Consider the following 14,723-nt stretch of genomic DNA (forward strand, 5'->3'; position numbering starts at 1 on the left):
ATTATTATAATAATCATTTATGTTTTCATACTAAAATTCTATTTACCTTTACAAATTTTTTATATTACATTATAATTGAGTTAATTTAATAAAAAGAAAGCTAGGGGAGCCATTTGGCTGAGAAGGTTTCAAACCTGACTCTTTGAACCTGATGTGGTTAGTACCATCGTAGGGAAGCTTATACATAATTTTCGTATAAAAATATTTAATTATTTTTTAATTGTATTTTTATTGAAATAAAAAGCTTACCTATTTTAGGTAGGCTTTTTTTATTGGATTAAAGGAGGTGACCAAATGCATATAAAGATAAATGGAAAAAATAAGTCTGTAAAGGATGATATAAGCATTTTAGACTTATTAACTTCTAATAACTTAAATCCAAATAATGTTGTTATAGAATACAATTACACTATTTTAGAAAGAGAAGAATGGCAAGATACCATATTAAAAGAAAATGATAATTTAGAAGTCTTAAGCTTTGTAGGAGGAGGTTAACGTATGAATGATGAGCTAATAATTGGAGATACAGAACTTAAAAGTAGATTGTTCATAGGTACAGGAAAGTATTCATCTGATTCTTTGATACCCAAAATACTAGAAAAGTCCAAGTGTGAAGTTGTTACAGTTGCTCTTAGAAGAATTGATCTAAGTTCTAAAGAAAATAATATTTTAAACTATATACCGAAAGATACCAAATTACTTCCAAATACATCTGGTGCAAGAAATGCAGATGAAGCTATTAGGATAGCTAGACTTGCTAAAGCATCAGGATGTGGAAATTGGATCAAGATTGAGATTATATCTGATAATAAATATCTTCTTCCAGATGGTTATGAAACTATTAAGGCTACTGAAATACTTGCTTCCGAAGGATTTATTGTACTTCCATATGTAAGTCCAGACTTAATGGTAGCTCGATCTCTTGTAAATGCAGGAGCATCTGCTGTTATGCCTCTTGGATCACCTATAGGATCAAATAGAGGTATTAAGACAAGAGAACTGATAAAAATTTTAATTGAAGAAATTCCTTTACCAATAATAGTTGATGCTGGCATTGGTAAACCATCTGATGCATGTGAAGCTATGGAAATGGGTGCTTCAGCTTGTCTTTTAAATACAGCTATTGCTACATCTAAGAATCCTATTTTAATGGCAGAAGCATTTGGTAAAGCAGTTGAGGCAGGAAGAAAAGCTTACTTAGCTGGTCTTGGAAATAAGAGTTATACTGCAAATGCCTCTTCTCCACTCACAGGCTTTCTAAACAAATAAACTTATAATTTAACATCAAAAAGAAGGTATGATAATGAGTTTCTACGATATTTACTCTAGATATAAAGATTTTGACATAGATAGTTTTTATAATAATATATCTGATAAAGATATAGAATTAATACTTCAAAAAGATATATTAAACGAAATAGACTTTTTAATGCTGCTTTCTCCAAAAGCAGAAAATTTTCTTGAACCTATAGCTCTTAAGGCTAATAGTCTAACTATCCAACATTTTGGTAAAACAATACTTTTATATACACCAATGTATCTAGCTAACTACTGCACAAATCAATGCCTATATTGTGGATTTAATACTAAAAATGATATTAAAAGAAAACAAATGTCTTTGGAAGAAGTAGAAGCTGAAGCAAAATACATTTCTTCTAAAGGTATAAAGCATATATTAATACTTACTGGAGATGCAAAAGATATATCTTCTGTAGAGTATATTAATAGTTGTGTCAATATCTTAAAGAAATATTTCAACTCTATTAGTATTGAAATATTTCCTTTAAATGAAGATGAATATTCAAAACTAATAAAATCAGGTGTAGATTCATTAACTATATATCAAGAAACATATAATGAGTACATTTATGATAAAGTTCATTTGAAAGGTCCTAAAAAAGACTATAGATATAGATTAGATGCTCCTGAAAGAGCGTGTAAATCTTATATAAACTCTGTAAATATAGGTGCTCTTTTAGGATTAGATTATTGGAGAAAAGAAGCATTTTTTACTGGACTTCATGCTAACTATCTTCAAAATAAATATCCTCATGTAGAAGTAAGTATATCTACACCTAGAATAAGACCACATGTTGGAGATTTTTCTCCTTATCACATAGTTAGTGATAAAAATATAGTACAGTTTATAGTTGCTTTAAGACTTTTTTTACCTAGATGTGGAGTTACTATTTCTACACGTGAAAGCGAAAACTTTAGGAATAATATACTTCCATTAGGTGTTACAAAAATGTCTACAGATTCTAACACCTCTGTTGGAGGTCACACCAATAAACAGAATCAAACCAATCAATTTAATATATGCGACACTAGAAACGTAGAAAAAATGATGGAAGATATAAAAACATTAGGTTATCAACCAATACTTAAAAACTGGGATATAATCTAAACAACTATGGCTGGTGAAAAATATGAATGAATTAGAGAAAACTTTAATAACTCAATTGGGGAAGAAAAATTTCAATAAAATACAATCTGTTACTATAGGTATAGCTGGAGCTGGTGGTCTCGGATCTAATTGTGATTTTAATCTAGTTAGAAGTGGATTTAAAAATTTTGTAATTGTAGACTTTGATATTGTAGAATCATCAAATTTAAATAGACAATTTTATTTTTATCATCAATTAGGAATGTTAAAAGTTCATGCTCTTAAAGAAAATCTATATCTAATAAATCCAGATATAAACTTAACAGTGTTAGATACAATTCTAACATCTGACAACATAGAAAAAATATTTTCCAACTGTAATATTATTGTAGAAGCCTTTGACAAAGCTAGCTGTAAAAAAATGATATCTGAAAAGTTTATGAATTCTAATAAGCTTTTAGCTTCTGCATCTGGACTTGCTGGTTGGGGAAAAAGTGATGATATAAAAACACATGTCATAAAAGATAACTTTTTTATTGTTGGAGACTTAGTATCTGAAGTATCTGATATTACTCCTCCTATTTCTCCAAGAGTAAATATAGTTGCAGCGAAACAAGCAAATATAGTCCTTGACTATATTATAAAAAATTTTTAAGGAAGTGTCTATATGAGAGATAAGGTTAAAGACTTTTTTAATAAAGAACTATATTGTATTACTTCTGAGGAACATTCTAAGGGGAGAAATAACATAGAAGTTGTTAAGGAGTTAATTGATGCAGGAGTCAAAATAATTCAATATCGAGAAAAAGATAAAAAAGCTTTATATAAATATAAAGAATGTAAAGAAATAAGGAAACTTACTAAAGAAGCTGATGTTATGTTTATAGTAAATGACAATATAGATATTGCTATTTCAGTAGGTGCTGACGGTGTTCATATAGGACAAGAAGATATGCCTATTGAAAAAGTAAGAGAGCTAGTTGGTAATGACATGATTATAGGTCTGTCTACACACTGTATAGAAGAAGCACATAATGCAGTATTAAGAGGTGCTGACTATATAGGAGTTGGTCCTATATTTTCAACTAATACCAAAAAAGATGCTTGTGCTCCTGTAGGTCTTAAATATTTAAATTCTGTTTCACAAAATATCAGTATTCCTTTTGTAGCTATAGGAGGAATAAAGAAACATAATATTATTGAAGTATTATCCAATGGTGCAAGTTGTGTAGCAATGATAAGTGAGATAGTAGGTGCAAATGATATAAAAGAACAAGTGAAAAATATTAAAAATATAATAACTGAAAGTTAATTTAATTTAGGGGGAAAATATAGTGAATTATACAACTCAAATGGATGCTGCTAGAAAAGGCTTAATAACAGATGAAATGAAGATAGTATCCAAAAAAGAAAATATTGATGTTAATGTACTTAGAAGTTTAATTGCTGAAGGAAAAATAGCTATACCTGCTAATAAAAATCACAAGAATCTAAATCCTGAAGGTATAGGTGAAGGTCTTAGAACTAAAATTAATGTAAACTTAGGAATATCAAAAGACTGCTATAATATTGATGCAGAAATGGAAAAAGTAAAAAAAGCTTTAGAACTAAAAGCTGAAGCTATAATGGATTTAAGCTCATATGGAAAAACAGAAGAATTTAGACGTAAACTCGTAGAAACTTCTACTGCTATGATTGGTACTGTTCCAATATATGATGCTGTAGGATTTTATGATAAAGAATTAAAAGATATAAGTGAGAAAGAATTTTTAGATGTAATTGAAAAACATGCTAAAGATGGTGTAGACTTTATGACTATCCATGCTGGAATTAACAAATCTACAGCTGAAAGATTCAAGAAAAACAAGAGACTTACTCATATAGTTTCTCGTGGTGGATCTTTAGTCTTTGCATGGATGGAGCTTAATGGTAAAGAAAATCCATTCTATGAATACTATGATGATATATTAGATATATGCGAGAAATATGATGTTACAATTAGTTTAGGAGATGCTTGTAGACCAGGAAGTATACATGATTCTACAGATGCTTCTCAAATAGAAGAACTAATAGTTCTAGGTGAACTAACTAAAAGAGCTTGGGAAAAAAATGTACAAGTTATGATTGAAGGACCTGGACATATGGCGTTAAATGAAATAGCAGGAAATATGATGCTCGAAAAAAGATTATGTCATGGTGCTCCATTCTATGTATTAGGACCTATTGTAACAGATATAGCTCCTGGTTATGATCACATTACAAGTGCTATTGGTGGTGCCATTGCAGCATCTAATGGTGCTGATTTCTTATGTTATGTTACTCCAGCAGAACACCTTAGACTTCCTAATTTAGATGATATGAAAGAAGGTATAATAGCTACAAGAATAGCTGCTCATGCTGCTGATATAGCTAAAGGTATAAAAGGTGCTAGAGATTGGGATAACGAAATGAGTAAAGCTAGGGCTGATCTTGATTGGAATAAAATGTTTGAATTAGCTATAGACCCTGAAAAAGCTAAAAAATATAGAGAAGAATCTATGCCAGAGCATGAAGATTCTTGTACTATGTGTGGTAAAATGTGTTCAATGAGAAATATGAAAAAGATTCTTAATGGAGAAGATATCAACATATTAAGAGACTAGTCAATAAAAATAGCACTTAACTTTAAAGTTAAGTGCTATTTTAAATTAACTTGAGCTTTCATACTAACTTTTCCATTCTCGATCATTAAATGCATATTTGATCCATCTTTATTAACCCAATGATAAGTGGCTGTATCTTTTCCTGAAATTTTTCCTGAAGCAAGTTTTTCCCCTTCTCCTAGTATTGAAATTACTTCTTTATAAGACATACCTTCTCTAACTTTGTTATACATATTTATAGTTATTTCTTTTCCTGTATGTCTTATATCAGATCCACTCTTTGTTATTAGATATACCTTATTATCTATAAACTTAATGAGTATTAGTTCACCATCTATCTTCCATTCATAGCTTTGTCCTTCCATTCCTGCTACACTGTTGGATATAGTTTCTATTCCATCTCCTAAAATAGCTCTAACTTCTTCATAACTCATCCCTTTTTTTATATCATCATATGGTTTCTCTATAGACAATGCATTAGTCATTCTAATTTGATTTTCATTCTCAATACTTTCTTCTATTTTTTTTGCCCCTTCACTACATCCATATAGTACTACAGCAAAAACAAGCACAATAACAACACTCAATATCTTTTTCAAAAGTTATACCCCCTTTAAGTCATTTAACTGCAAGAAAAATTATACTGCCTAGAATTAATTTTTACAAGATAAATATTTTGTGTATTCATTATTCATTAAATAAGCTATAAAAATGCTCACCCTACTATATATACGCTTTATTTATATTTTTATGACTAAAAATTTTCTCTAGCCATTAATTATTTCTCCACCATTTACATGTATAGTTTGACCTGTTATATAAGATGCTTCATCTGATGCTAAAAATACATAAGCTCCTGCTAATTCAACAGGCTGACCAGGTCTCTTCATTGGAGTGTCACTTCCAAATACACCTACTTTCTTCTCATCAAAAGAAGATGGAATCAAAGGAGTCCAAATAGGACCAGGTGCTACAGCATTCACCCTTATTCCTTTATCAATTAGAGTTAATGCTAAAGAACGAGTAAATGTAGTTAATGCTCCCTTAGTACAAGAATAATCTATTAAAGTTTCATGTCCTTTATAAGCTGTTATAGATGTTGTATTTATAATTGAAGAACCTGGTTGCATATATGGTAATGATAACTTTGTCATATAAAAAGGTCCAAAGATGTTTACTTCAAATGTCTTTTTAAAATCCTCTGAACTGATCTCCTCTAAGCTTTGTCTCTCATATTGAACTGCTGCATTGTTTACTAATATATCTATCTTTCCATATTTACTAATAACTCTATCTATAATTTGAACACAAAATTCTTCTTTAGAAATGTCACTTTCAAATATATTACATTGTCCTCCATCTTTTTCTATTATTCTTTTAGTTTCCTCTGCATCTTCTTTTTCATCGTAGTATATAATATTTACAATAGCTCCTTGTTCACTAAATGCACAAGAAATAGCTCTTCCTATTCCACTATCTCCACCAGTTATTATAGCTACTTTGTCTTTTAATTTTTGTGTAACCTTATTGTATGATTCATTTTTAAATATCGGTTTAGGCTCCATCAAATGTTCAAGTCCTGGATGACCACTTTGATGTTGACTAGGAATATTTTTAGGAAAATTAACGTTATTCATAATTCTACCTCCATTTTTTATACTTTTTTTATTATTTGAATTTTGTAGTTGTATTATGCTAATCTTTAGGAGAAAATTATAAATAACTAGATTAATTAACTTTTAGTGTGGTATATTTGTAGAAATTATCAAATTAACTTGTTATACTAAACTAAACTTTTATATTGAAATTATCGATTTTAAACTACTAAGCATTTAAAGTTAAAATAAATTTTTCAATTAATTTATTTTAATAATCTTTATATTTGTTAATACTTTATATTAATATAAGTAAAATATGAAAGGATTTTTTCTAATGCAACGTAAAAAAAAAAGTAATATTAAAACATCTAACCCTAATAATTTCATAAAGTGGAGATGGAAAAGACTATTCAAATCAAAAGATTTGTCATATAGAGTACCAGTAATAGAAAACTCATCTTTGGATCATATAATTAGTCCAAAAAAACAATGTCAAATAACATGGTTTGGACATTGTACTTTTTTAATTCAAATTAATGGTCTAAATATTATTACAGATCCAGTTTGGTCTAAATATATGGGAGTTGAAAAACGATTAACTGAAAATACTATATTTCCAGAAGACTTACCACAAATTGATGTAGTTTTAATATCTCATAATCATTATGATCACTTGAATTTTAAAACTTTAAAAAGACTAAATGGTAACCCTGCTTATATGCTTCCTAAAAGATTAGGTGATTTATTTAAGAAAAAATCTCTTTATAATATACAAGAATTTGAATGGTGGAATAATGATAGGCTAAATGATGTTAGTATAACATTCGTACCTGCTCAACATTGGTCTAAAAGAGGAATATTTGATACTAATAAGTCTCTATGGGGAGGATGGGTTATCAGTGACCTTAAGAACGATAAATCTATTTACTTTTCAGGTGATACCGGATATTTTGAAGAGTTTAGTAAAATAGGGAATAAATTTGATATAGAATATGCACTTCTTCCTATAGGATGTTATGAACCTGAATGGTTCATGAGTTATCAGCATATGAGTCCCGAAGATTCTGTAAGAGCTTTTAAAGACTTAAATGCAAGATATTTTGTCCCTATGCACTATGACTCCTATAGATTAGCTGATGACACTCCAAGAGATGCTATTGACAGATTATTTACAGCTTGGAAAGATAATAAACTTCCTAATGATAATCTAAAGGTATTAAAGATAGAAGAAACTTTATAATATCTCTTCCTTTGCTTTTTATATTAACTATATTTTTAAATATGTATTTGCTATATGATAAAACTTTTATGTAATAACTTATATAGTAGTCTTACTAATACTTAAATATATTAGTAAGACTACTTAAATAAGTTTAAATATTAAAAAAACTTAAATAAAAATTAATAGTATACTACAAATGCATCATAGCCTTTACTTTTTAGTTCATTTACCAGTCTATCTGCGTTATCTTTAACACTATATGCTCCTACTTGTACTTTATATAGACCATTAATTAAAACTACGAAGGCATCATATCCTTTGCTTTTCAATTCATTTACAAGATTGTCTGCATTAGCTCTAACACTATATGCTCCTACTTGTACTCTATATAGTTTACTTGGTGTTTCTTTATAAGGTATTCCAAGATAGCTTAAAATTCCTTTTGATATTGCTTTTGCTAAGTCATCTTGTCTATTTCTTAGTATGTTAGCATCTTCAGCATTGTCTATAAATGCTGTTTCTACTAAAGCTGCATTCATGTTTGTCTCTCTTAATACTGCAAAATTAGCTGTTTTAGTTCCTCTGTTTAAAGTATATACCTTATCAGCAATTATACTATTCTGAATAGAACTTGCTAATCTGGCTCCTGTTGTACTTCCTGGATAACTATATGTCTCTACTCCTTTAGCACTTCCATTAAAGGCGTTGCAATGAATTGAAATAAATAAATCAGTATTCAGATTGTTTGCCATTCTAGCCCTGTCTGAAAGTTCTAGAAATACATCTGTAGTTCTAGCATAATATACGCTTACTCCATGATCTTTAAGTACTTGTCCAATTTTTAATGTTACTGATAATGCTATGTCCTTTTCTTGTAATCCTTGTCCTACTGCTCCAGGGTCTTTACCCCCATGTCCTGCATCTAAAAATACTTTTGCCATAAGCAAAACCTCCTAATTTTTTATTTTTAAAAACAAAAGAGCCCTCTTGTTTATATACGAGTGCTCTTAAGTATTTGTAAGGCCTATTAAATTGTTAATGAAAAATCTTTTTCTTTATCTCCCTAACATCTTCTTTTACATCTTCAATTATGTTAAATTTATCAGAAAGCTCTTTTATTATCTCCTGATAATTGTTTTCTCTATTACTATTTTCTTTAAGAACATAAAATAGCATGAAAACAAATAACACTGCCCATATTCCCTGACTCAATGCAATTTTTATGATTTGTTGCTCCATATTACACCCCGTTTAAATTTTTTTAATCGTATATGTCGGATCTCCTGGAATGATGTGTACCAAACGTATTTCAGGATATAAATGAACTACATCAGATATTTTCCAATTACTTTCTAGTGTAGAATGGTTTGTTACCTTTTCTTCTATAATTAAACCACCATTATGATCAGGATAAAAATTACTGATCACTTGAAAATCTTTTAGCTGTTCATACTTATTCATTTTATATGTCGCTATTGTATTCATATCAGCATTTTTTTTTGTAATAGTATGCTTATCTGTTTGATAGTAGAAATAACCATGTTTGTCTATACGACGTGGAACATCTGAATAAGTTGCCAAATGGCTTATAGAGTATGTTCCTAGTTTATGTTTATAAAATGTTCCATCTCTTTCAAAAAATATATAATTATCATCTACATACATTATTCGATAATTTCTTTTATAGTAGTCGTTACCTATAATATAAGTAAAAACTTCATTAGAAGTTGATGCTCTTAATACCGTTAAATAGTTATCTCCTTCAAGTACAACTCCCCAATCGTCCCTCTTTCCTATTTTTTTTGTCAAATATACTTGTCCATTCTTTGCATATACACTTGTGACATTACAACTCATACTGCTATCTTCAATTCTTTTTTCCCATAGTTTTGTTTTACTTATAAGATCGATATAGCATACATTTGACCATGATTTTCTATTATAACTATCATAGACTAAATAAGAAAAACAAGCATATCTTCCATCATCTGTAACATAAAAAAAGTTAAGATCAGATTTACTAGAATAGGAAGTATATGAATATTCAATATCATTCATATAAAAATTAGTTCTTCCCTCAACTCTTTTGTATCTAAAATTATGAATTTTGCCATTACTATCCATTGTATATTTATTCTCATACCAATCACCTGTACCTACATAACCTTCACCTATCTTTATTCCAGTATTAATATCTCTTATATGATAACGTCTATCTGATTCATATAGTTTATAATAACATTCTCCTGGTTTTACACCTAATAAACTATATGGATTGTCTAATGGATTTTCTCCAGTATAAGCTAATGTTTTTATACCAAAAGAAGAATGATTTAAGTTGCTCGATGGTATAACTCCTTCTTCTATTATTATTTTATCTTTGGTAGGTACATTAAGTTCATATCCTAATTTTATGCTTTCTACTCCACTTTTCAATTCATTAAATGTAGGAACAGGTTCTTTTTTAGAAACATTCCCTTTCTTGCCAACAATAGCTGTTTCTAAAAGCAATTTTCCATTATTGGCAGATGTAAAAAGTTCATTTATAGCTTCTACTATGCTAGTTTTATTTGTTGTTTTCAACATTGTTTTATTCCCTATATCTATTTTATCAGCTTTTTTATTCCAATTATCTATATCTGTATCGCTAACAAATCTGTGCATATTATCTTCTACTATCATTGTTGCGTCATGTGTCTCAGGATGTACATATCTATTGGCTCCACTTTCTACTTCTGCTAATTTAGTTTTTTCTAATTGTGTAATATGAACTTTTGAATCTGTAATATGTCCTAATATTTGAGAACTAACTTCTTTTATCTCTCTATCAATTAGATTAGCATTATCATTCAAATCTTGAATATTAACATAGTCAGATTGATCAGGTAATTTCAGTTTCAAGTTAATAGTTTCTTTCATATTTGTTCACCACCTTTTGGATTTATTGTTCTAAATTGTTCCCAAGTTTTTGTAGTTAGATCATTCCATGTTAGGTTTGCGTCTTTTATCATTCCCCATGTAGCAAATCTAAACTTAAATCTATATCCTAAATGAGCAGGAATTATTTCATTTATCATGCTTTCAAAAGCTTTCATGTTCTTCGGTATTCCAATAGTTCCTACAAAATATATTTCAATATAATATCCATCAACATGCTCTATTATTTCAACTTCTCCACCACTAAAGGCTTCTGCTGTATTTTTTATCATTTGTTTTGTTGCAGTACCTGCTCCTCTAAGTTTAGCTTTAATTATTTCTCTTCTTTCCTCATAAGACAAACCCGGATTACTTTGTAATCCTAGTTCTTTTTCATAGACACTTAGTCCCCATGTTGCAGTATTAATAAAAAATTGCTTATATATATCTTCAATATAATAAGCAATTATTCCAAATTCTTTAGCTATACCATTTTGCAACTGAGTCATATACTTAGAGTTTAGATAATCTTTATGTGTGTACTTCATTAGATCTGGTACAAATTCATTGATTTTCTGTGATTCTACCATTACATCACCGCCAGATTAACAGAATTTATAATTGGAACTTCTTCTTCTCCAAGTACAATACTTTCCATTTTGTTGTTTAATTTTAAATCTTTATAATCTAATACTCCTTTTATATTAAAAAGAATATTTCCTATAGCTGCATAACTAATGTAGTTATCTTTAAAAGCCATATCTTTTCTGTAACTTTCAACTTCTTCTTTAAATTTGTTCAATACATCATTCATTTGATATCCTGGTGCTAATGTTACTATTGAATCAATATCTATATTTTGTGGAGTAGCACTTGTTACTGTTATTGTAGCTCCTATAGGTCTTACATCTTCTATATAGCTAAATACCTTTTGAACAAGTTCATCATCTGCTACCATTTTGTTCTGATTTACTATAACTATTTTTACTGTTCCATTTCCATTCCAAAGTGGTATGATTTTAGCATCTCCTACTCCTATTACTTCTTTAGCCCAGTTTTCATAGTGATGTCTATTTCCACTAGTTGCTGGAGTCCTAACTTTTGCATAGTATCTTTCTAATAGACTTTTATCACTTTCAGCATCATAACCATTTGTTACAGGATCAGGATTATTTACTGAGCTTAGTCCAGGTATAGAAATAGGGAAGAAGTTTATAGCACCAGTCGGAACATTCCCTACTGTTCCAGACTTTTCACACTGAACGTTGACATTCATGTATCCTTCTTCTCCTATAGCTTTATTTTCAAGAGAAATAAAGTTAACAGAGCTACTTCCTACAATGTCTCCCTTTTTTATTTCTGATCTTATATTTCCATGTATAACTACATTTGTAGTTGCCTTCGTTGCAGGCTTTCTTTCTATTCCTGTTCGTTCTTTCACTCTTTGTTCTAGTTCTGTTCCTTCTAGACTATCTACATCTAATTTACTTGCAATATAGCCAAGATTTATATATGTCTGTGCAAGTTCTATAGAAGTAGGACTTATTGCATCATAAGTCAATGTACCTTCAATCTTACTTATGCTATTGTCTATACGATCTAATATTCTCTGCTTTATGGCTTCTTCTGTTTGATTCTCAAACAACGATATCCACCTCCCCATATACAGTTTTTACAACAAATTCTAGGTACAAGTTATCTTTATCAAACTCTACTCTAAATTCAGATATTTCTTTAATATATGGATTTACAGTAAGTGCTTCTTCTACATATCTTTTTACTTCACTTTCTTTTGCTTTTCTAGAAAATGTACTACCTATTATACTTTCTAGTTCGTGTCCATAGTCCCAGCTATATGCTAGATATCTATATCTTTCTGTTTTCAATGCTTTATATATCCATACTTCTAAAGCTTTATTACCCTCTAATTTTTTTAGCTTTCCATCTAAAAGCAAAGGTATATTTTTTTCAAAATCCCATGCATACTCACAAAATAGTGGTAGTTCTTGATTTTTTATAATTCTATCTGTTGGTGGTTCTATAAAAGGAAAAATACTCATGCTCTCACCACCTTAGCTAATACTATAAAAGTCTGTCTATCATTAGATGGAACTATTGCAACTGTATCTCCTGTATTTAAAGGTTTTTCTTTTATTACATGTTCTCCTATTAAAATATTGCTAGTATCTATTTCTACTCCTGATACTTTTATTTTTAAAGGTGTAGATGAGCTCACTGTTGCTAATGTTAATGAAGGTGGATTGTCAATTGTGCCATGTTTTCTCATAAGGCCTAGCATTGTAGAATAAGGGTTATTCTTCATATTCGTCATCCACCTCCGTAGTTTCTTCTTTTTCTTCTTCCTGTGCTTCCATTTCATCCATGATGTTTTTAAAGTTTAATCCTAGACTCATGGTGTGTTGCCCATTTTCAAAAGTATGTGTATCATTATCAATATAAAAAAGTCCAACTAATCCAGTTGAACTATCTCTAATCTTAACAGCATTCCCTGCTATACAATCCATATATCCTAGTACCTCAACACTAGCTTCTCTTTCTATATCATTTAGCATATTTTTAGCTACTATATTAGGATCCTTTTCGTCTTCTTTTTGATATATTTCTTGCAAGAGTCCATAATTTTTTATCCATTCAGTATTACTAGAGTAGTTTATAACATTTCCTTTATCATCAGTTATAACAATTTGATTTATCATGTTTTCTATTGACTCTGAATACTGAGAACTCATGATATCTTCTCTACTATCTAACTCTTTCTTTGCAACAATAGTTCCTTTTTCTATGACATCTAGCTTTCCTTTATTTATTCTAGGCATATATTTTTTACCGTTTTGTTTTGAAGCATTAGTATAAGCCATCATTATTGTTTCATATCCTGTTTGTTGTAGTGCTAGAAGATTTTGATTTATTCTAGTTGGTACTATATTACCTGGAATTACTCCTAGATGATTACATACTGATCTTGTTATATCTTCTGCTGTAAGATTCTTATAGTTTTTAGCTAGTTTAGATTTTGTTAAATATACTAAAGGGTCATATGCTACTAAAGTTTTACTTTGACTATCCTTACTTTGATTAAAAATATATCCCCAAAATACTTCTTGTCCACTATCGTCTAACATTTGTAAGACTTCTATAACTCCTAATCCAAAGTTTATCTTAGGAAAAAAATGATCAGATGATGATGGTATAGTTATTTCTAACATTCTAGATACTTGACCTATATCTCCTGACCAAGTAATTCTTTCTACTATTTCTGTAATGTCTTTTTGTTCATTCTTATTACCATATATTATTCTCAACTATATCACCAACCTTGTCCCTATAGCTAACTTTTTAGGATCTTTAATGTTATTCTTTTGAGCTATTACGTTCCACTTGTTACCATTCCCATAGAACATTTTAGATATTGCCCAAAGAGTATCTCCTTTTTTAACAGTATAAGTTTTTGGTACTTCTTTTTCAGCAGGTCTTTTAGTTGTTTCATAATTATTTAGTTGATTCCCTATTTTTTGAGTGTTGATTTTAATAAATCTATACTCTTTCATTTCTAATGTAAAGTACACGTCTCCAGTTGCTTCTCTTTCACCATAAGTAAAGTTGTCTATAGTGACTGGTATATTTATATCTGTATCAGTTATAATTAATCTACAAGGCTTTCCTGATGATTTAAACATTTTTATCATTTCAATAAATTCATAAGGCTTATACTCTGGCACATACTGACAGAAGGTATAATGTTCATTAGGCCAGAAACTAGATATTGTTATAGTTGATAAGTTCTTCTTTCCTATTAAACTTATTTCTCCTATTTCGCTAATATCAACGCTTGTATTATTTAGACCTTCACTTATTTCAAATTCAGAAGGAGGAATAGGGAGTTGTAACTTATATTCATTATTATTAAAAGTTATCCAAAATTGCATATCTATCCCCCT

General features: G+C 29.4%; 18 protein-coding genes and 1 riboswitch. Of the genes, 7 read left to right on the forward strand and 11 right to left on the reverse strand.

The genetic code is table 11. The features are described 5' to 3' along the window. Positions 1-92 precede the first annotated feature (92 nt). A riboswitch (TPP riboswitch) is annotated at positions 93-192 on the forward strand. 102 nt (positions 193-294) lie between these two features. Genes thiS through thiC form a run of 6 tightly spaced genes read left to right on the forward strand, consistent with a single transcriptional unit; the run spans position 295 to position 5,028 of the window. Then, positions 295-495 carry a sulfur carrier protein ThiS gene (gene thiS / locus CLPU_RS00985; RefSeq protein WP_050353767.1) on the forward strand — a complete coding sequence of 67 codons (201 nt, stop codon included), beginning with the start codon at positions 295-297 and terminating at the stop codon, positions 493-495. A 3-nt stretch (positions 496-498) separates the two neighbouring features. Next, positions 499-1,269 (forward strand): thiazole synthase, encoded by a 771-nt coding sequence (locus tag CLPU_RS00990; RefSeq protein WP_050353768.1) that lies wholly within the window; start codon positions 499-501, stop codon positions 1,267-1,269. 34 nt (positions 1,270-1,303) lie between these two features. After that, positions 1,304-2,407, forward strand: coding sequence for a 2-iminoacetate synthase ThiH (gene thiH, locus CLPU_RS00995; RefSeq protein ID WP_050353769.1), 1,104 nt, complete (start codon positions 1,304-1,306; stop codon positions 2,405-2,407). Between the two features lie 22 nt (positions 2,408-2,429). Continuing rightward, the gene (gene thiF, locus CLPU_RS01000; protein WP_050353770.1) at positions 2,430-3,041 is read left to right on the forward strand and encodes a sulfur carrier protein ThiS adenylyltransferase ThiF; all 612 of its coding nucleotides are present in this window, start codon (positions 2,430-2,432) and stop codon (positions 3,039-3,041) included. Between the two features lie 12 nt (positions 3,042-3,053). Beyond that, entirely contained in the window at positions 3,054-3,698 is a 645-nt protein-coding gene (gene thiE, locus CLPU_RS01005; protein ID WP_050353771.1) for a thiamine phosphate synthase, read from the forward strand. Between the two features lie 22 nt (positions 3,699-3,720). After that, complete coding sequence (gene thiC, locus CLPU_RS01010) at positions 3,721-5,028, forward strand: phosphomethylpyrimidine synthase ThiC (protein ID WP_050353772.1); 1,308 nt, start codon at positions 3,721-3,723, stop codon at positions 5,026-5,028. A gap of 35 nt (positions 5,029-5,063) precedes the next feature. Here the strand turns inward: thiC and CLPU_RS01015 are convergent, their stop codons facing one another. Beyond that, positions 5,064-5,627, reverse strand: a complete 564-nt coding sequence (locus CLPU_RS01015; RefSeq protein WP_050353773.1) for a DUF3862 domain-containing protein — start codon at positions 5,625-5,627, stop codon at positions 5,064-5,066. A gap of 168 nt (positions 5,628-5,795) precedes the next feature. Beyond that, the gene (locus CLPU_RS01020; RefSeq protein ID WP_050353774.1) at positions 5,796-6,665 is read right to left on the reverse strand and encodes an SDR family oxidoreductase; all 870 of its coding nucleotides are present in this window, start codon (positions 6,663-6,665) and stop codon (positions 5,796-5,798) included. Positions 6,666-6,960: 295 nt separating this feature from the next. Here CLPU_RS01020 and CLPU_RS01025 point away from each other — a divergent pair, with 295 nt between their 5' ends. After that, positions 6,961-7,866: an MBL fold metallo-hydrolase gene (locus CLPU_RS01025; RefSeq protein WP_050353775.1), complete on the forward strand. Its 906-nt coding sequence runs from the start codon at positions 6,961-6,963 to the stop codon at positions 7,864-7,866. Between the two features lie 161 nt (positions 7,867-8,027). On the opposite strand, the gene CLPU_RS01030 is transcribed toward CLPU_RS01025, so the two are convergent. The 9 genes from CLPU_RS01030 to CLPU_RS17780 form a co-directional block, all read right to left on the reverse strand. Further along, positions 8,028-8,789 carry an N-acetylmuramoyl-L-alanine amidase gene (locus CLPU_RS01030; RefSeq protein WP_050353776.1) on the reverse strand — a complete coding sequence of 254 codons (762 nt, stop codon included), beginning with the start codon at positions 8,787-8,789 and terminating at the stop codon, positions 8,028-8,030. 94 nt (positions 8,790-8,883) lie between these two features. Next, positions 8,884-9,087, reverse strand: coding sequence for a BhlA/UviB family holin-like peptide (locus CLPU_RS01035; protein ID WP_050353777.1), 204 nt, complete (start codon positions 9,085-9,087; stop codon positions 8,884-8,886). 12 nt (positions 9,088-9,099) lie between these two features. Next, entirely contained in the window at positions 9,100-10,767 is a 1,668-nt protein-coding gene (locus CLPU_RS01040) for a hypothetical protein (RefSeq protein WP_050353778.1), read from the reverse strand. Next, positions 10,764-11,354 (reverse strand): putative phage tail protein, encoded by a 591-nt coding sequence (locus CLPU_RS01045; RefSeq protein WP_050353779.1) that lies wholly within the window; start codon positions 11,352-11,354, stop codon positions 10,764-10,766. The genes CLPU_RS01040 and CLPU_RS01045 overlap by 4 nt, the downstream gene beginning before the upstream one ends. Continuing rightward, the gene (locus CLPU_RS01050; RefSeq protein WP_050353780.1) at positions 11,354-12,409 is read right to left on the reverse strand and encodes a baseplate J/gp47 family protein; all 1,056 of its coding nucleotides are present in this window, start codon (positions 12,407-12,409) and stop codon (positions 11,354-11,356) included. Before CLPU_RS01050 ends, CLPU_RS01045 begins: the two co-directional genes overlap by 1 nt. Further along, positions 12,402-12,824 carry a DUF2634 domain-containing protein gene (locus CLPU_RS01055; protein ID WP_050353781.1) on the reverse strand — a complete coding sequence of 141 codons (423 nt, stop codon included), beginning with the start codon at positions 12,822-12,824 and terminating at the stop codon, positions 12,402-12,404. The genes CLPU_RS01050 and CLPU_RS01055 overlap by 8 nt, the downstream gene beginning before the upstream one ends. Beyond that, positions 12,821-13,087, reverse strand: a complete 267-nt coding sequence (locus CLPU_RS01060) for a DUF2577 family protein (RefSeq protein WP_050353782.1) — start codon at positions 13,085-13,087, stop codon at positions 12,821-12,823. The genes CLPU_RS01055 and CLPU_RS01060 overlap by 4 nt, the downstream gene beginning before the upstream one ends. Further along, positions 13,077-14,087 (reverse strand): XkdQ/YqbQ family protein, encoded by a 1,011-nt coding sequence (locus CLPU_RS01065; RefSeq protein WP_050353783.1) that lies wholly within the window; start codon positions 14,085-14,087, stop codon positions 13,077-13,079. The genes CLPU_RS01060 and CLPU_RS01065 overlap by 11 nt, the downstream gene beginning before the upstream one ends. Next, entirely contained in the window at positions 14,088-14,711 is a 624-nt protein-coding gene (locus tag CLPU_RS17780; RefSeq protein ID WP_050353784.1) for a LysM peptidoglycan-binding domain-containing protein, read from the reverse strand. It abuts the gene before it with no gap. Positions 14,712-14,723 lie beyond the last annotated feature (12 nt).

This window comes from Gottschalkia purinilytica (assembly GCF_001190785.1).
GTDB lineage: Bacteria > Bacillota > Clostridia > Tissierellales > Gottschalkiaceae > Gottschalkia_A > Gottschalkia_A purinilytica.

Excerpts from the sequence above, each read along its gene's own strand:
- thiS (WP_050353767.1), top strand. The coding sequence starts at position 295 with ATGCATATAAAGATAAATGGAAAAAATAAGTCTGTAAAGGATGATATA.
- CLPU_RS00990 (WP_050353768.1), top strand. The coding sequence starts at position 499 with ATGAATGATGAGCTAATAATTGGAGATACAGAACTTAAAAGTAGATTG.
- thiH (WP_050353769.1), top strand. The coding sequence starts at position 1,304 with ATGAGTTTCTACGATATTTACTCTAGATATAAAGATTTTGACATAGAT.
- thiF (WP_050353770.1), top strand. The coding sequence starts at position 2,430 with ATGAATGAATTAGAGAAAACTTTAATAACTCAATTGGGGAAGAAAAAT.
- thiE (WP_050353771.1), top strand. The coding sequence starts at position 3,054 with ATGAGAGATAAGGTTAAAGACTTTTTTAATAAAGAACTATATTGTATT.
- CLPU_RS01020 (WP_050353774.1), bottom strand. The coding sequence starts at position 6,665 with ATGAATAACGTTAATTTTCCTAAAAATATTCCTAGTCAACATCAAAGT.
- CLPU_RS01025 (WP_050353775.1), top strand. The coding sequence starts at position 6,961 with ATGCAACGTAAAAAAAAAAGTAATATTAAAACATCTAACCCTAATAAT.
- CLPU_RS01030 (WP_050353776.1), bottom strand. The coding sequence starts at position 8,789 with ATGGCAAAAGTATTTTTAGATGCAGGACATGGGGGTAAAGACCCTGGA.
- CLPU_RS01035 (WP_050353777.1), bottom strand. The coding sequence starts at position 9,087 with ATGGAGCAACAAATCATAAAAATTGCATTGAGTCAGGGAATATGGGCA.
- CLPU_RS01040 (WP_050353778.1), bottom strand. The coding sequence starts at position 10,767 with ATGAAAGAAACTATTAACTTGAAACTGAAATTACCTGATCAATCTGAC.
- CLPU_RS01045 (WP_050353779.1), bottom strand. The coding sequence starts at position 11,354 with ATGGTAGAATCACAGAAAATCAATGAATTTGTACCAGATCTAATGAAG.
- CLPU_RS01055 (WP_050353781.1), bottom strand. The coding sequence starts at position 12,824 with ATGAGTATTTTTCCTTTTATAGAACCACCAACAGATAGAATTATAAAA.
- CLPU_RS01060 (WP_050353782.1), bottom strand. The coding sequence starts at position 13,087 with ATGAAGAATAACCCTTATTCTACAATGCTAGGCCTTATGAGAAAACAT.
- CLPU_RS17780 (WP_050353784.1), bottom strand. The coding sequence starts at position 14,711 with ATGCAATTTTGGATAACTTTTAATAATAATGAATATAAGTTACAACTC.